Annotated in this window: 15 protein-coding genes and 4 pseudogenes; 9 read left to right on the top strand and 10 right to left on the bottom strand. The window is 68.3% G+C overall.

Going from position 1 to position 15,970, the window contains the following annotated elements:
* Positions 1-253: 253 nt before the first annotated feature.
* The gene (locus K6K41_RS06855) at positions 254-1,357 is read left to right on the top strand and encodes a threonine aldolase family protein (protein ID WP_261404436.1); all 1,104 of its coding nucleotides are present in this window, start codon (positions 254-256) and stop codon (positions 1,355-1,357) included.
* A gap of 16 nt (positions 1,358-1,373) precedes the next feature.
* On the opposite strand, the gene K6K41_RS06850 is transcribed toward K6K41_RS06855, so the two are convergent.
* Complete coding sequence (locus K6K41_RS06850; RefSeq protein ID WP_261404435.1) at positions 1,374-1,841, bottom strand: Hsp20 family protein; 468 nt, start codon at positions 1,839-1,841, stop codon at positions 1,374-1,376.
* 101 nt (positions 1,842-1,942) lie between these two features.
* Here K6K41_RS06850 and K6K41_RS06845 point away from each other — a divergent pair, with 101 nt between their 5' ends.
* Entirely contained in the window at positions 1,943-3,067 is a 1,125-nt protein-coding gene (locus K6K41_RS06845; RefSeq protein WP_261404434.1) for an alpha/beta fold hydrolase, read from the top strand.
* Positions 3,068-3,071: 4 nt separating this feature from the next.
* Here K6K41_RS06845 and K6K41_RS06840 read toward each other — a convergent pair whose 3' ends face one another.
* The 3 genes and pseudogenes from K6K41_RS06840 to K6K41_RS06830 all read right to left on the bottom strand — a co-directional run bounded on the left by K6K41_RS06840 (position 3,072) and on the right by K6K41_RS06830 (position 5,597).
* Complete coding sequence (locus K6K41_RS06840) at positions 3,072-3,494, bottom strand: DUF805 domain-containing protein (protein WP_261404433.1); 423 nt, start codon at positions 3,492-3,494, stop codon at positions 3,072-3,074.
* 32 nt (positions 3,495-3,526) lie between these two features.
* Positions 3,527-4,311, bottom strand: a pseudogene (hisN, locus tag K6K41_RS06835) (histidinol-phosphatase).
* A 392-nt stretch (positions 4,312-4,703) separates the two neighbouring features.
* Positions 4,704-5,597 (bottom strand): N-formylglutamate amidohydrolase, encoded by an 894-nt coding sequence (locus K6K41_RS06830; protein ID WP_261404432.1) that lies wholly within the window; start codon positions 5,595-5,597, stop codon positions 4,704-4,706.
* Positions 5,598-5,798: 201 nt separating this feature from the next.
* Between K6K41_RS06830 and K6K41_RS06825 the strand changes: the two genes are divergently transcribed.
* From K6K41_RS06825 to K6K41_RS06805, 5 genes are all read left to right on the top strand, one after another.
* Complete coding sequence (locus tag K6K41_RS06825; RefSeq protein WP_261404431.1) at positions 5,799-6,122, top strand: response regulator; 324 nt, start codon at positions 5,799-5,801, stop codon at positions 6,120-6,122.
* 13 nt (positions 6,123-6,135) lie between these two features.
* Positions 6,136-6,315, top strand: coding sequence for a hypothetical protein (locus K6K41_RS06820; protein ID WP_261404430.1), 180 nt, complete (start codon positions 6,136-6,138; stop codon positions 6,313-6,315).
* A gap of 241 nt (positions 6,316-6,556) precedes the next feature.
* The gene (locus tag K6K41_RS06815; protein ID WP_261404429.1) at positions 6,557-8,149 is read left to right on the top strand and encodes a gamma-glutamyltransferase family protein; all 1,593 of its coding nucleotides are present in this window, start codon (positions 6,557-6,559) and stop codon (positions 8,147-8,149) included.
* The gene (locus K6K41_RS06810) at positions 8,112-9,290 is read left to right on the top strand and encodes an alpha-D-ribose 1-methylphosphonate 5-triphosphate diphosphatase (protein WP_261404428.1); all 1,179 of its coding nucleotides are present in this window, start codon (positions 8,112-8,114) and stop codon (positions 9,288-9,290) included. Before K6K41_RS06815 ends, K6K41_RS06810 begins: the two co-directional genes overlap by 38 nt.
* Positions 9,290-9,988 (top strand): DUF1045 domain-containing protein, encoded by a 699-nt coding sequence (locus tag K6K41_RS06805; RefSeq protein ID WP_261404427.1) that lies wholly within the window; start codon positions 9,290-9,292, stop codon positions 9,986-9,988. The genes K6K41_RS06810 and K6K41_RS06805 overlap by 1 nt, the downstream gene beginning before the upstream one ends.
* A gap of 4 nt (positions 9,989-9,992) precedes the next feature.
* Here the strand turns inward: K6K41_RS06805 and K6K41_RS06800 are convergent, their stop codons facing one another.
* On the bottom strand, positions 9,993-11,099 hold the full coding sequence (locus tag K6K41_RS06800) for a GNAT family N-acetyltransferase (protein WP_261404426.1): 1,107 nt from the start codon (positions 11,097-11,099) through the stop codon (positions 9,993-9,995).
* 305 nt (positions 11,100-11,404) lie between these two features.
* Here K6K41_RS06800 and K6K41_RS06795 point away from each other — a divergent pair, with 305 nt between their 5' ends.
* The gene (locus K6K41_RS06795; RefSeq protein WP_261404425.1) at positions 11,405-11,647 is read left to right on the top strand and encodes a hypothetical protein; all 243 of its coding nucleotides are present in this window, start codon (positions 11,405-11,407) and stop codon (positions 11,645-11,647) included.
* A 49-nt stretch (positions 11,648-11,696) separates the two neighbouring features.
* On the opposite strand, the gene K6K41_RS06790 is transcribed toward K6K41_RS06795, so the two are convergent.
* The gene (locus tag K6K41_RS06790) at positions 11,697-11,969 is read right to left on the bottom strand and encodes a hypothetical protein (protein WP_261404424.1); all 273 of its coding nucleotides are present in this window, start codon (positions 11,967-11,969) and stop codon (positions 11,697-11,699) included.
* Positions 11,970-12,111: 142 nt separating this feature from the next.
* Positions 12,112-12,816 carry a helix-turn-helix transcriptional regulator gene (locus K6K41_RS06785; protein ID WP_261404423.1) on the bottom strand — a complete coding sequence of 235 codons (705 nt, stop codon included), beginning with the start codon at positions 12,814-12,816 and terminating at the stop codon, positions 12,112-12,114.
* A 410-nt stretch (positions 12,817-13,226) separates the two neighbouring features.
* On the opposite strand from K6K41_RS06785, the gene K6K41_RS06780 reads away from it, so the two are divergent.
* A complete protein-coding gene (locus K6K41_RS06780) occupies positions 13,227-13,649 on the top strand; it encodes a helix-turn-helix domain-containing protein (protein ID WP_261404422.1) in 423 nt (140 codons plus the stop codon).
* A gap of 121 nt (positions 13,650-13,770) precedes the next feature.
* Here K6K41_RS06780 and K6K41_RS06775 read toward each other — a convergent pair.
* From K6K41_RS06775 to K6K41_RS06765, 3 pseudogenes are all read right to left on the bottom strand, one after another.
* Positions 13,771-14,543, bottom strand: a pseudogene (locus K6K41_RS06775) (ferredoxin--NADP reductase).
* Positions 14,544-14,694: 151 nt separating this feature from the next.
* Positions 14,695-15,031 (bottom strand): annotated as a pseudogene (fdxA, locus tag K6K41_RS06770) (ferredoxin FdxA).
* A 45-nt stretch (positions 15,032-15,076) separates the two neighbouring features.
* Positions 15,077-15,966, bottom strand: a pseudogene (locus K6K41_RS06765) (ABC transporter ATP-binding protein).
* Between the last annotated feature and the right edge of the window lie 4 nt (positions 15,967-15,970).

Genomic DNA, 15,970 nt, shown 5'->3' with positions numbered 1-15,970 from the left:
GAACAATTCCTACGCAGGACGCGCGCAGCCGGAGCGCCGGCGAAGTCCGGAATTCCGGAGCTTCCGCCGTCTCGCCCCGGCCGGGATGTCGAGCAGCGCGCGACCTTCGTCGCAAATGGACAGTCTTGCTGTCCTAATTGCCGCGCACCTTAATCAGAAAACCCTTGGCGGGTAAAGCGGCGACGTCAAGCCGGGTGGCGCCTCTTTGAAGCTCGCCCCATGTTGCGCGGCTCGGGCCACGGAAACGGGTTTCATGAATCTCACTAGCGACAACATCGCGCCAGCCCATGAGGCGGTGCTGGAGGCGCTCGCGGCCGCCAACCGCGGACCGGCGCGCCCCTACGGCCATGACGACGTGAACGCCCGCGTGGAAGCCATGCTGTCGGAGATCTTCGAGACGGAGGTCGCGGCGTTCCTGGTGACGACGGGCACGGCCGCCAACGCGCTCTCGCTCGCCCAGATGGTTCCGCCCTGGGGCGCGGCGATCGGGCACGCCGAAGCCCATGTCATGCACGACGAATGCGGCGCGCCGGAATTCTTCACCAACGGCGCCAAGATGGTGGGCGCGCCGGGCCTCGACGGCAGGCTGACGCCGGCGTCGCTTTCCGCGCTTCTCGCCCGCGACTTCTGGACGCCTCCAACCCATGTGGCGCCAGCCGCCTTGACGCTTAGTCAGGCGACCGAGGCCGGAACCGTCTACCGGCCGGGCGAGATCGCGGCGCTGACCGAGATCGCTCGGGACAAGGGCCTGCGCGTCCACATGGACGGCGCGCGCTTCGCCAACGCGGTCGTCTCGACCCGGGCCGCGCCCGCGGACCTCACCTGGAAGGCCGGCGTCGAGGCGCTGTCGTTCGGTTTCACTAAGAACGGAGCGATGGCCGCGGAAGCGATCGTGCTGTTCGCGCCGGACCTGATCAAGAACCTCGCGGAGCGTCGCAAGCGCGGCGGGCACACCTGGTCGAAGGGCCGCTTCGTCGCCGCGCAGATCGAGGCGCTGCTGGCAGACGGCCTCTGGCTCGACCTCGCGAAGACCGCGAACGCGCGCGCCGCGGAACTCGCGCTCGGCCTGCAGGCGCGCGAACTTCGGCTCGCCTTCCCGGTCGAGGCCAACGAGGTGTTCGTCTGGCTGCCTGCCGCTCTCCACGAGGCGCTGAAAGCCAAAGGCGCGGCCTATTACGTCTGGAGCAGCGACTCGACCGCGCCTGAGCGACGGGGAGGGAAGGACGAGGTCATCGCCCGCTTGATCGCCTCTTTCGCCACGACCTCAAAGGAAATCGCAAGCTTCCTCTCGGCGATCGACGCCGTGCGCGCGCCGGGCAAAAAGGCGTCCCGGTCTCCCGGGACGCCCTTGTTCTAGGCCGCAAGAGCGGCGGTCAGGCCGCCTGCTTGTCGACCACCTTCGACTCGATCGTGGCAGGCTTGGCCGAGCCGATCGGAATCGAACGCGGCTTCTTGGCTTCCGGAACCTCGCGCACGAGCTCGACATGGAGCAGGCCGTTCTCAAGGCTCGCGCCTGTCACCTGGACGTGGTCGGCGAGCTGGAAGCGGCGCTCGAACGCGCGGGCCGCGATGCCCTGATGGAGCACCTCGCTCTTCTTGTCCTCGGCGGCCTTCTCGCCGCGTACGGTGAGCGAGTTCTCCTTGACCTCGATGTTGAGGTCGTTCTCGCCGAAGCCCGCCACCGCGACGGTGATGCGATAGGCGTTCTCGTCGGTGCGTTCGATGTTGTAGGGCGGGTAGCCGGGCGAGGCTTCGCCGCCCGCGACGTTGTCGAGCAGCGAGAACAGCCGGTCGAAACCGACGGTGGAGCGATAGAGCGGGGCGAGATCGAACTGACGCATTCTGGTATCCTCCTCGGAGAAGCGACACACATGACGGCCCGCCAACTGGCCGGGCCGGTTTTCCCAATGATCGCAGCCGTTTGGCCTGCGACACTGTTCAGATGGTGAGGCCGATGACGCCGTTCAAGGGCGAAGGCGCGGCGGGCGGCGCGCTCGTCGGCGGCAAGGCGGGGGCGGCGCTCGCCGCGGCGTCCCGCCGCGCGGCCGCGGTGGTGGACGCGCTGGTCCGGAGGCCGGAGCCGAAAGCGGTCGAGCGGCCCCGGTTCCGTCCGGTGCGCGATGGCCTCGTGACAGTCGCGGGCGTGCCGGCCCCGGCGGGCGCGCATGGCCGCACCCTCACCACCGCTGACGGCGTCCGGCTCCGCAGTTCGTTCTGGCGCCCGGAAGGGGCGGCCCGCGGCACGGTCGTGCTGCTTCAGGGACGCGCGGAGTTCATCGAGAAGTATGGCGAGCTGATCGAGGATCTGCTCGGCCGGGGCTTTGCGGTCGCGACCATGGACTTTCGGGGGCAGGGCGGCTCCGAGCGACTCGCCGCGAACGCGCTCAAGAGCCACGTAAGCGACTTTGGCGACTATCGCGCCGACGTCGACGCGCTGATGCGCCAGGTGGCGCTGCCGAGCTGCCCGCCGCCGTTCTATGCGCTGTCCCACTCGATGTCCGCGCCCGTCGCGGTGGCGGCGGCGCTTCGGCAGCCGCAATGGTTCGAACGCATCGTGCTGATCGCGCCGATGATCGGCCTGCCGCTCGCCCGGATGGAGTTTTTCGCCCGGGGGCTCGCCACCGGGCTCGGGAGCATGGGGCTTGCAAGCGCCTACATTCCGGGCGGCACGAACCGGGTGATGGCGCTGAGGGATTTCGAGCGGAACCCCGTGACGTCGGACTTCGCGCGGTACGATCACGCCCGCCGGCTCATCGGCGCGGCGCCGGAGCTCGCGCTCGGGTCGCCGACCATCGGCTGGGTGCATTCAGCCTTCCGCGCCATGACCGCGACGGCCCTTCCGGGCGTGCCCGAAAGCTTCCGCGTGCCGACCCTCGTGATGTCGGCGGGGCGGGACCGGATCGTCGACGCCCGCGCGAGCGAGCGCTTCGCGACGCGCATCCGCGGCGGCGGCCATCTGATGGTCCGCGGCTCCCGCCACGAGATCATGATGGAGCGCGACGACGTCCGCGACATGTTCTGGGCGGCGTTCGACGCCTTCGTGCCGGGCAAGCGCGGACTGGCGTGAGCCTTCAGTCCGCGACGGGGTCGGGCCCGTAGGCGTTCGGCCCGCGCATGCCGGGAACGAAGCCGACATAGATCGAGAGCGCGAGCCCGACGACGCTCGAAAGCGTCATGGCGGGAAGCCCTGCGCCGACCCAGTGGCCCGCCGAGCCGATGAGGGCGGCGGCGAAAAGCGCCGCCAGTCCGATCCAGCCGTGCCGGCCATGGTCGTGGAAGCGGCGCACCACGAGGGTCGCGCAGATCCAGCCGCCAATGCAGATCGCAAGCGCCGCGAGCGCGATCGCGGCGGCGGGCGAAAATGGCCGTACGAGCGCGCCGAGCCCCGCCACGGCCCCGACGACCGGCGCGGCCGCGAGGGAGCGCAGCCAATAGCTGCGGCGGCGGATCCTGCCGCGCCAGGAGAAATAATCGGCCGCCAGTCGTTCGAGCATGCCGGAGATACGCGTGGACCCCTGCTTGAGGTTCAGCCGCGGGAGAGACGCTCGAGCGCGGCTTCGTGGATGCGCGGGTCGCCGGCGGCGACGATGCGTCCGCCGTTCGCCGCCGGGCCGCCGTCCCAGGTCGTGACGACGCCGCCGGCGCCTTCCACGATCGGGATCAGCGCCACGATGTCGAACGGCTTGAGATCGGCCTCGACCACGAGGTCGAGATGTCCGGCCGCCAGCATGCAATAGGCGTAGCAGTCGCCGCCCCAGCGGGTGAGCCGCGCTTCGTCCGAGACGCGGTCGAACGCCTCGCGCTCCTCGCCGGTGAACATTGTGGGGGAGGTCGACATCAGCATCGCGTCGGAAAGGCTTGCGCAGGAGCGCGTGCGCAGACGCCGCGAGCCGTTGCGTCCCGATAGCTCGCCGAGCCGCCGTCGCCCGAGAAGCGTTCGCCGATGAAGGGCTGGTGCATCATGCCGAAGCATGGCGCGCCGCGGCGAGTGAGGCCGATCAGCGTGCCCCACACCGGCAGCCCGAGGATGAAGGAGCGGGTGCCGTCGATCGGGTCCAGCACCCAGACATATTCGGCGTCGACCGCGAGGTCGCCGTGCTCCTCGCCGATGATGCCGTGGCCCGGAAAGGTCTCGCGGATCATCGCGCGCATGACGCTTTCCCCGGCCTTGTCGGCGGCGGTCACCGGGTCGAAGCCGGCGCCGTGGGTCTTGTCCTCGACGCCGAGAGACGTGCGGAAGAAGGGCAGGATCGCGTCCGCCGAGGCTGTCGCCAGTTTGTCCACGAAGGCGGCGAAGTCGACGGCGGTCATGCGCGCTCCCTTGAGATTCGAGGGCGGAACGCCGCGGCGGCGCGCCCCTTCGCAGCCCGTGTATATGTCTGAATGGGACGTAAGCGGGAGGCCAAAAAAAATCGCCGGATTCTGCGACAGGCAGTCGCATCCGGCGATTTAGGCGAATAGCCCTTGCTTTTTGTGCGGCGCGGCCGCATTTTATTGCAGCGCGGCAATGCGATCTCGCGATCGTGTCGCCGCTGCCCTCCTTGGGCGTTTCCTCCCTAGACTTGGGCCGTTCGCCTTGCGCGGACGGCCTTTTTTCTATGTCTTTTTGTCCAGGCGGGGCGGACATTGGCCGCTTCCGCGGCCTTTTGCAAGGCGTTTCCTATCAAACGATCGGCGTAGGCCTTCAACCGTCGGCGGCGCCTCTACTCGGCGGCCGCGCGAAGCGCCCCGAACAGGCCGAGAGGCGCGGTCGCGATCGCCTCGACGAGGCGCGCGAGCTTCGCCGAAAGCTCCTCGAATCCGCGGTGCTTCTCGTGAGTCTGCTCGTTCATGTAGAGCGCGCGGTTGATCTCGATCTGCAGCGCATGGACGTCCGTCGCAGGCGCGCCGTAGTGCTCGGTGATGTAGCCGCCGGCGTAAGGGCGATTGCGCGTGACCTGCAGCCCAAGAGCGCGCAACTCGTGCTCCACGAAGTCGACGATCGCAGGCGAGCACGCCGCGCCGTAACGGTCGCCGAGCACGATGTCGGCGCGCGTCCGGTCGTCGCGGGAGACGCCGATCGAAGGCATCGAGTGGCAGTCGATCAGCAGCGCCAGGCCGTGGGCGCGATGCGCCCGCGCGACGAGCCGCCGCAGGGCTCGGTGATAGGGCTTGTAGATCCGCTCGATCCGGTCGAGCGCCTCCTCGACCGGCAGGCGCGCGCCGTAGATCTCCTGCGCGTCGCCGACGATGCGGGCGATCGTGCCGAGGCCGCCCGCGACCCTGAGCGAGCGCGTGTTGGCGAAGGGCGGCAGCCGTCCGTCGAACATGCGCGGATCGAGTTCGTAGGGCTCGCGGTTGACGTCGACGAAGGCGCGCGGGAAATGGGCGCGCATGAGCGGGGCCCCGAAGCTCGGCGCGGACGTGAACAACTCGTCCACGAAAGCGTCTTCGGAGCGGCGCAGCGCCCTCGGATCAAGCCGCGAGGCGGCGAGGAAACTCGCCGGATAGCGCGCGCCGGAATGCGGAGAATTGAACGTGACAGCGGACGAACGAATCTCCGGCTCGAGAATTTCGAACGCCGGATCGAGCGCTTCGAGATCGTCCACAGCCGTCACCGCGCCAGCCGCTCCCTTAATGATTTGGCCCTAGAGATTGTCGCCCACGCCACGCGCGTCTGTCCATCTCCGCGACGCGATAAACCATCTGTTTACCAAACCGGCGGCTTATGAAATGAATTGCGGCCGACCGAGACTGAACCGAGTCGAAAGTCAGTGAATCCCAGCTCAAAGATCCTCCTTGCCGAAGACGACGACGACATGCGCCGGTTCCTCGTGCGCGCGCTCGAGAACGCCGGTCATTCGGTGGTGTCCTTCGACAATGGCCTGTCGGCCTATCACCGGCTGCGCGAGGAGCCGTTCGAGCTCCTGCTCACCGACATCGTGATGCCGGAGATGGACGGCATCGAGCTCGCGCGCCGCGCGACCCAGCTCGATCCGGACATCAAGGTGATGTTCATCACGGGCTTCGCCGCGGTCGCGCTGAACCCGGATTCTCAGACCCCCAAGGACGCCAAGATCCTGTCGAAGCCGTTCCACCTGCGCGAGCTGGTGACCGAGGTCGACAAGCTGCTGGCGGCCTGACGGGCCTCATCCCATGAGCCAATGGTATCCGCCGGGGCTGATCGTCGCGGCGCTCGTGCTTGGCCTCACGGGCCTTCCCGACAGGCTCGGACTTCTCGGCGCGAGCCAGGGCCTGCTGATCGGCGCGCTGGTCTGCGCGCCCATCTGGCTGTTCAAGACCTGGCGGGAGAACCGCCGGCCGCGGGGCGAATAGCGCGTCGTCCTGAAGCGCGGACGCGCATTCCGTTCGTCATGCCCGGCTTGTTCGAGGCATCCGCCGCGCCGGCCCGCGATGCTCTGCAATTAGACATAAATCTCCCCGAAAAGCCGTGGGACGACGGTCGGGGTTTTGGCTCAAGAACGGCCGACATGCGGACCGCTTGCGTCTCCGCTCTTGCCCCCCGGCCCGCCGGGCTGTAACTCCCTGCCGCCTGCTTCGAGCTTCCGGAGGGCTGATGACCGTCGCCGTCTCTCATCGCGGCGTCGCGGCCGCGCCGCATTCCGCCGCCTCCGAAACCGGACGCGCCATCCTCGCCGAAGGCGGCAACGCCTATGAGGCGATGGCCGGCATGGCCGCGACCATCGCGGTCGTCTATCCGCACATGAACGCGATCGGCGGCGACGGCTTCTGGCTGGTCCGCGAGCCCTCCGGCGAGGTCCGCTACATCGAGGCCTGCTCCGTCGCGGGCTCGCGCGCCACGATCGGTTTCTACCGCGACCGAGGATATGAGGCGATTCCCGCCCGCGGGCCGCTGGCGGCAAACACCGCGCCGGCCGCCGTCGACGGCTGGCGGCTCGCCCTCGAACTGTCGCGCGAGGCCGGCGGGCGCCTGCCGCTCAGCGCGCTGCTGTTCGAGGCCATCCGCCACGCGCGTGAGGGCTTTTCCGTCTCCCCCTGCCAGGGCCGCACGGTCCCCAAGGAGTTCGCCGCGATCGTCGAGGCGCCCGGCTTCGCGGACGCCTTCATGCGCGACGGCAAGATGTTCGAGGCCGGCGAGACCCTGCGTCAGCCGAGGCTCGCCGACACGCTCGACCATCTCGCAAGGGCTGGCCTGCGCGACTTTTTCGATGGCGACGTCGGGCGCGAAATGGCCTCCGATCTCGACCGCATCGGCGCGCCGGTGACGCGAGAGGATCTCTCCAACCGCCGCGCGAGGCTGCGGCCGCCGCTCGAGGTTCGGCTGAAGGGCGTCAGCGTCTTCAACTCCCAGCCGCCGACCCAGGGGCTGGTTTCGCTGATGATCCTCGGCGTGCTCGAGCGTCTCGGCCTCAGCGACGACGAAAGCGCGGACTTCGTGCATCTCACCGTCGAGGCGACGAAGCGCGCTTTCCTGATCCGCGACCGGATGTGCGTGGACTTCGAGCGCATGCCGGCCGACCCGTCCGAGTTCCTGACGGCCGCCGCGCTCGATCGCGAGGCCGCGGCCGTCGACCGGACGCGCGCGCTGCCCTGGCCGCCCACGAAGCCCGGCGACGGGGACACCATCTGGATGGGGGCGATCGACGCGCAGGGCAGGGCGGTCAGCTACATCCAGAGCATCTACTGGGAATACGGCTCCGGCTGCGTGCTGCCGTCCACCGGCGTCCTCATGCAGAACCGCGGCGCGGCGTTTTCGCTCGACGAGACCGACCCGAACGCGCTCGCGCCCGGCCGCCAGCCGTTCCACACGCTCAATCCCGCGCTCGCCGTCTTCGACGACGGCCGGACCATGGTCTACGGCACGATGGGCGGCGAGGGGCAGCCGCAGAGCCAGGCGCAGATCTTCGCGCGCCACGCCTGGCTCGGCCTCCCGGTCGACGAGGCGGTGGCGCGTCCCCGCTTCAGGCTCGGCCGCTCCTGGGGCGACAACGATTCTTCGCTCAAGCTCGAGCCGCGCTTCGGCGGCGAAGAGTTGGACCGGCTCGAGCGGATGGGACACCGGCTGGGGACCTTCGATCACGAATTCGACGACGAGGCGGGACACGCAGGCATGATCGTGCGTTATCCCGACGGGCGCATCGAGGGCGCGCATGATCCGCGCGCCGACGGCGGGGCCGCCGGGGTCTGAACGCATGGAAGCGATCCTCACCAACGCCCGGCTCGTGCTGGACGACCGCTGCGTCTTGGGAACGCTCGTCCATGAGAACGGGCTGATCCGGGACGTCTCTGACGGCCTGAGCCGGGCCGCCGGCGCGGTCGACCTCGAGGGCGACCTCCTCGCCCCCGGCCTCGTCGAGCTCCACACCGACAATCTCGAGAAGCATTTCGTGCCGCGGCCGGGCGTGATCTGGCCCGATCCCCTCGCGGCGGCGCTCGCCCATGACGGTCAGATGGCGGCGTCCGGGATCACGACCGTCTACGACGCGGTCTTCGTCGGCGGCTACGAGGTCGAGAACGACGCCCGCAAGGGGCTGCTGCCCAAGATGGTCTCGGCGATCGAGAGAGGCGTCGCCGCAAGCCTTTTTCGCGTCGACCATCGCGTTCATCTGCGCTGCGAACTGACCGATCCCGGCCTGATCGAGCACCTGTCGCCTTTCGCCGACGGTCCGCTCGTCGCGCTCGCCTCGCTCATGGACCACACGCCCGGCCAGCGGCAATGGCGCGACGTGAACCAGTTGAAGCGCTTCATGATCCGCGAGGGCCTCAGCCCAGCCGACGCCGACCTTCTGGTGGAAAGGCGCAGGGCCGACGGCGCGGCGGCCGCCTCCGCCAACTGGCCGCGGGCGGTCGCGCTGTTCCGCGACCAGGGCGTGCCGATCGCGAGCCACGACGACACCACTGCGGAGCATGTGGCGGAGGCCGCCGAGGCGGGCTGCGCCATCTCCGAGTTTCCTACCAGCCTCGAGGCCGCCCGCGCGGCCCGGGCCGCAGGACTCGGCGTGGTCGGCGGCGCGCCGAACGTGGTGCGCGGCGGCTCGCATGCCGGCAACGTTTCGGCTGTCGAGCTCGCGCGCGAGGGCGCGCTCGACGCGCTGTCCTCTGATTATGTTCCCGCCAGCCTGCTGCAGGCGGTGGCGGCGCTCACGCGCGATCCGGGCCTCGAACTCCACGAGGCCTTCGCGCTTGCGACGTCCGGACCGGCGCGGCTGCTCGGCCTCGATGACCGTGCCCGCCTCGCGCCGGGTCTCCGCGCAGATCTGCTTCGCGTCAAACTCCACGAGGGGACGCCCGTCGTGCGCGGGCTGACAGTGGCCGGACGGAGCGTCTGATGAGCGGTCCGCGCTACGCCATCTACTTCGCGCCGTCGCCCGAGAGCCCGCTCTGGACGTTCGGGTCCGCAGTTCTCGGCTATGACGCGGCGACCGGCGAACGCCGCCCGCCGCTTGCGCCTGCGGGCGTCGCGGTGGCCGACTGGGAGGCGATGACCGCCGCGCCGCGCCGCTATGGTTTCCACGCCACGCTGAAGGCGCCGTTCCGTCTCGCCGAGGGCGCGAGCGAGAACGACCTCATCGCGGCCGGCCATGCTTTCGCGAGGAGGCGTCGCGGCTTTGAACTTCCCGAACTCGAGGTGAGCAATCTCGACGGGTTCGTCGCGCTGTCGCCGGTCGAGCCGTCCGACCCTCTCGATGCGCTCGCGGCCGGCTGCGTCGAGGCGTTCGAGCCGCTGCGCGCGCCGCTCAGCGAGACCGAGCTCGCCGCCCGACTGAAGGCGCCGCTGACCGAGCGCCAGCGCGCCGCGCTCTCGACCTGGGGCTACCCGTACGTCTTCGAGGATTTTCACTTCCACATGACGCTGACGGGCCAGCTTCCGCCGGCCGTGGCGCCGGGCGTCGTCGAGGGCCTCTCGGACCTCTACGCCGAGCATGTCGGAGAGGCCGCGATGAGCGTCGATGCGCTCACGCTCTATGTCGAGGAAGACCCTGCGCTCGGCTTCCACATCGTCGAGCGTTTCGTGTTTCCGAACTGACGGCTCAGCTGAAGTCGGACATCAGGCGGCTCCAGCCTTCGCCCGCCAGTCCGCCGACATAGATGTCGTTGCGGATCGCGGCCTCGACGATCTCGGGATGGCGCGTGCTGATGCACACGAAGGCGCGGTGGCGGAACGTCAGGGCGCGCTGGTCGGCGAGGCCCTCGATCAGCCAGGGCTGGACGTTGCCGCTGGCGCCCACCATGCCGTCCTCGTCGAAACGCTGGAACATGCGCCCGAGCACGGCCGTCTCCATGCCTTCGTCGGCCAGCACGTTGAGCACCCGCGCGATTTCGCCCGGCGCGCCGTAATAGGCGATGCAGCCGATCGTGCGCCGCTGCGCGTTTCGCACGCCGAGCAGCCGCAGGGGGCCGAGCGTCTTGTTGCCGTCCGTCATGGCGAGCAGCCAGCCGAGCTCTTCGGGCGACCATTCCGGGCGCACAGCGTAGCGCGCGACGAAGCCGGGAGCCTGGGCGATGAAGTCGGCCCGGCTCATCTCGAAATCTTCCAGCCCCTTCGTCTGGGCCGCGTGGAAGCGCGGATGAAGCGCGCGCAGCGCCCAGTCGAGCGGCGTCGCGAGCGCGACGAGTGCGTTCGTCGCGCGGCGGGCGGGCAAGGGAAGGAAGCGCCCGAACCGCCGCGCCGCGAAAGAGGCGGGCTTGAAGGCCCGGCGCCATTCGAGCCCCTGGACCGGCACCAGCGCGCCGCCCACGGTGGCGAACAGCGACTTGGTGATGGGCGAGGCGCTGTCGGTGAAGCAGAGGTCGACGCGCTTCGGCCGCAGCTTCATCGTGATGTCGAGAATGCCGCTCGATCCGTCCGGATCCGCCATCAGCGACGACACGACCTGCGCCACGACCGGCCGGTCGCCGATCATGAAACGCATCGGAACGGAAAAGAAGGCGCTGTCGATCCGGCCGTCGGCGCGCTCATGGGCGAACCCGCCCTTGTCGACGTCATGCATCGGGCTGGTGAACAGAAGATCGTGAAGATAGGCGCTTAGTTCCGCCGACGGCGCCGCCCTGCGTCCCCGGAACACGCGGCTGAACAGAGCGCCGACCCTTGGAAGGTCGGTCACCGTGATCGGCCTTAAGACGCCCGCCTTACGCACGTTCGAAGATCCCCAACCGCACGCGGCCAGCCGCATACGCGGCGTGAACGCTAGGCCGCGATGTGTTGACGGATCCTCAAACCGGTTTCGCCGGATGATCGGCAGGGTTAATGACGCAGGCCGTCCAGCGTCTGGGATGCCAAGAACCTAGGCAGCCCCCTAGTATCTCTTTCAAGCGATCGGCGGCCAGTTGTGTGGATGACGATCGGGAAGCCTGCATTGATCGAAGCCCGCCATGTCGACGGGGCCCCCCGCCTTGGCGAGGCCTCGCGCCTCATCCTTGGCCTTTGAGGCGGGACCGGGGCATGAGCCTTCTCGAGACCGCCGAGAAAGCCGAAACCGCCCGACGGATGGCGCAGGCGCTCGCCTATCTGATGAAGGTTTCGATCGCCGCGGGTCTGCCCCGCGTCACCGCCAAGCTCGCTGTCGCGCAGGCGGAGTTGCTCGCCTCCGCGGGACAGGCGTCGATTGACCGTGCGGAGACGGCGCGACCGGACGGCGCGCCCAAATCCCCCGCAAGTCATCAGGGGTCGTCCAGTCGTCATTGACGATGCCGGGGGCGGGCGGGGAAGGCCGGCGAGTCTCCCCGCAGTCGGATCAATGCGTCAGGCGGTTTCCGCTTCGCGCCACGCGCAGGCCTTCAAGTTCGATCGCGATATAACCGAGGCTGACGTCGAGCCGGCGATCGGCGACGTCCTGGCGAACGTAGCTCAGGAGCCGCCTGCAGAGTTCGAGCGCCTCGCGACGGTCGCCCCGCCATGTGTCCCGCGCGCAGGCCGGACGCGGGCCCAGGATGTTCGCCAGCAAGCCGGCGAGCATCGGATCGGACGCCGCCGCGACGGCGTGCGCGTCCGCGACGAACATGAGCAAGGGATCGCGAGCCTCCTGTGCGAAGGCTGCGGATCGGCCGGTCGGCGAATGAGACATGTCTGTGGACATGGCTGCCATGACAAGCCCAATAAATCTTCGGGGTAACTAGGCTGGTTCCTAGGTTGCTGGCATGCCATGCGGGTCAGAGCGTGATGAGGCCGGTCTGCAACGCCACGACGATCGCCTCGAGCCTCGAGTTGACGCCGAGCGCCCGGAAGATGTTGGCGGCGTGGAACTGGACGGTCTTTTCGGAGATCCCGAGGATCTCGGCGATCTCCGAATTGGTCTTTCCGTCCCGCATCCAACGAAGCGTCTCGAGTTCGCGGCGCGACAGCACGGCCTTGGGGCGCTCGAATTCGAGCTCGAGCTCCGAATGGCGCAGCCAGGTCTGCACCGCCATGGCGTAGACGATCGACAGCCGTGCGGCGGGAGGCTTGTCCTTGGTCCGCACGCTGACGCTGACGAGGTCGAGCTGGTTGGAGGCCGTGCGCAACGGGATCGTCAGCCCGGAATGCACGCCAAGCACACGACACTCCTCGAAGAACGCCTTCACCTTGTCGTCTTCGCGGCCCCGGCGCGCCTGCGCCCAGGTGAAAGGCTGCGCAGTGGCGGCCGCGAACTTCAGGACCGGATCGACCCGGTCCCAGGCGTTCTCCTGATAGGCGGGCGCATAGCCGTCCGGCAGCTCGGCCCAGACGATCCGCTGGAGAAGCATGTTCCGTGTCTTCACGAACACGACGTTCTCATAGCCTTCGGCGATGAGCTCGCGCTTGAGGATCTCTCCGACGTCCCGCGCGGTCGCGGCCCGCATCGTGGCCTCGATGAAGTCCTCGAGCCGGCGCTCCATCGCTCAGGCCTCCCCGTCCGCGTCGCCGCCAAGCGCCGCCCGACCTGCGCTCTTCGGCGTCGGTCTGCGCCCATGGCGGGAATAAGAGTGGAAAACGCCGCGAAGCCGTCTACGACTTTTGGACCAATGGTCGCAGGATAGGGTCCCGAACGCGCGCCGGGAGCGAAGGTCCGAGATGTCGGCGGCCGCGACCGCAGTCGTCGAAGCATGCGCCATTCGTTGACTCACGAGGGTGCAGCGCAGTGATTCCGCGCCTCAGGCGTGTGGTTCGATCTAAAAACTATCGACGAATGTCAAGTGAACGCAACGGTTTTCGCCACAATCGCCACAATGGGCAATCTTGACTAGAAACTCGTCCTGTCATCAGTGTGGGCCTACACCTCGGGCGGGCGTAATGGAGACTGACTGACATGCTGGACGCTGCGTCCGCCAACGCGAACAAGGGTGACAAGGCCGAGTTCGCGAACATCGACAAGCTGGTGGGGCAGCGCGTTCGCGCTCGCCGAACTGCGCTGAGAATGAGCCAGACCGAGCTGGGAGAGGCCGTCGGCGTCTCGTTCCAGCAGATCCAGAAATATGAGAAGGGCGTGAACCGGATCGGCGCGAGCCGGCTGAGCGCGATCGCCGCCGTGCTGCAGGTGCCGGTGACGCATTTCTTCGAAGAGCCGCGTCGCGCGGGCGCCGGCGTGTCGTCGCTCGAGGATCCGGCCGCCGTCGACCTGATCCGCGCTTTCGACGAGATCGCCGACGCCGACGTGCGCGACCGCCTGGTCGAGCTCACCCGCTCGGTCGCAAGCGCCCTCGGCGGCGCCCGTTCGTCGGGCAACGCCTGACGCCGAAGGCGGGTCATCGCCGAACGTCGATATGAAGAGGGCGGCCTTCGGCCGCCCTTTTGCTTTCTGAAGATGACGAAAAGCTCTGGCGTCGCTTAACGACGCCGCCAGCAGGACGCTGTCACTTCTCGACGAAGGCCTTTTCGATGACGAAGTGGCCTTGTTCGCCGTGGTTTCCTTCCTCGTAGCCGCCGTCGACGAGGAGTTGGCGGGTGTCGCGGATCATGTCGGGCGAGCCGCACAGCATGAAGCGGTCGTTCTCGATCGACATGTTCGGCAGGCCGACGTCCTCGAACAGCTTTCCGCTCGTCATCAGGTCGGTGATGCGGCCGCGGTTGCGGAACGGCTCGCGGGTCACGGTCGGATAGTAGACCAGGCCGCCCGAGATCATCTCGCCCAGAAGCTCGTCCCTGGGCAGCGTCTCGGTGATGGTCTCGCCATAAGCGAGCTCGTTGACCTGCCGGCAGCCGTGCACCAGCACGACCTTCTCGAAGCGCTCGTAGGTCTCCGGATCCTTGATGATGGAGAGGAATGGCGCGAGGCCGGTGCCGGTGCCGAGCAGGTAGAGGTTCCTGCCGGGAAGCAGGTTGGAGCACGAGGGTTCCAGTCGGCTTCCGGCCGATGAGGATGGGGTCGCCGACGTTCAGATGCTGGAGGCGCGAGGTGAGCGGCCCGTCCGGCACCTTGATGGAGAAGAACTCGAGCTCCTCGTCGTAGTTTCGCCGAGACGACCGAATAGGCGCGCACCAGCGGGCGGCCCTCGACCTCGATGCCGATCATGGTGAACTCGCCGTTGCGGAAGCGGAACGACGGATCGCGCGTGGTGCGGAACGAGAACAGCGTCTCGGTCCAGTGATGCACATGCGTCACGCGCTCTTCGAGATATTTGCTCATGGCGTCGCTTTCGATCGATCGTTGCGTTGCCCGCTGGCTCCGCCGTCATGCCCGGCGAAGCCGGGTATCCACGACTTTGAAAACGCTGCGGCCTGGAGGAAAGTCGTGGATGCCCGCGAGCGGGCATGACGGCGGCGGTTCGAGCGCCCGCTCACGCCGCCGCCGGATCTGCGTGTCCGAACACGGCCTCGAGCTTGCCCGGCGCTCCGTCCCATTCGGCGGCGTCGGCGGGCGGCTCGCCCTTTTCGGAGACGTTCGGCCAGACGGCCGCGTATTTCGCGTTGAGCGCCACCCAGCCTTCGAGCCCGGCTTCCGTGTCAGGTTTGATGGCTTCCGCCGGGCATTCAGGCTCGCAGACGCCGCAATCGATGCACTCGTCGGGCGATCACCAGCATGGTGTCGCCCATGTAGAAGCAGTCGACCGGGCACACCTCGACGCAGTCCATGTATTTGCAGCGGATGCAGTTCTCCGTGACGACATAGGTCATCGGCGGTCCGTCCTTGCGATTTTGAACGTGAAGCTTCCCGCGCGTTCAGAGCGCGCGGGCGATGTCATGGCCTTCGAAATTCTGCGCGAGGCCCTTCAGCGCGTCGTCGTTGATCTCGCCGCCCATGGCCTTGAGGCTCTCCTCGCGGATCAGCGACATCAGCCCTCGACGCAGCGCCAGGAACTCGGACGACATGATGAGCGAGGGATCGCGCGGCCGCGGCAGAGGCACGGCGATCTCGGCCTTGATGGCGCCGGGGCGCGCGGTCATCACGTAGACCCGGTCGGAGAGGAAGATCGCTTCGTCGATGTCGTGGGTCACGAACAGCACCGAGATCTTCAGCCGCTGCCACATGTTGGTGAGGATCTGCTGCATGATCAGCCGCGTCTGCGCGTCGAGCGCGCCGAAAGGCTCGTCGAGCAGCAGGATGCGGGGGCCGGTGGCGAGCGCCCGCACGATGCCGACGCGCTGCTTCATGCCGCCCGAAAGCGCGTCCGGATAGTGGTTCTCGAACTGCGAGAGGCCGGCGAGGCCGAGCAGCGTGCGGGCCTGCCGGCGGCGCTCGGAACGGTCGATCCCCTTCATCTTGAGGCCGAATTCGACGTTCTCGACCACCGTCTTCCAGGGAAACAGCGAGTATTGCTGGAAGATCATGCCGCGGTCGGCTCCGGGCCCGTGATCGGCTTGCCGTCGACCAGCACCTCGCCCGAGGTCGGCTTCAGGAAGCCGGCGAGCGCGTTCAGCATGGTGGACTTGCCGCAGCCCGACGGGCCGATGATCGAGACGAACTCGCCGGGCTCGACGGTGAGCGACACGCCCTTCACGGCGTCGGTCGCGTCGTACTTCAGGCCGAAGTCGCGGATCTCGATCCTGCCCGGCCGCCCAGCGGCGTGCACAGGCTCCTTCAGGAGCCGCGGCTCCTCGGCGCGCTTCATCGAG

The sequence above is a fragment of the Chenggangzhangella methanolivorans genome (assembly GCF_019797865.1).
Taxonomy (GTDB): Bacteria; Pseudomonadota; Alphaproteobacteria; order Rhizobiales; family Methylopilaceae; genus Methylopila; species Methylopila methanolivorans.
The sequence above is the reverse complement of the archived record's forward strand: the minus strand, read 5'-3'. Positions and strand labels throughout refer to the sequence as shown.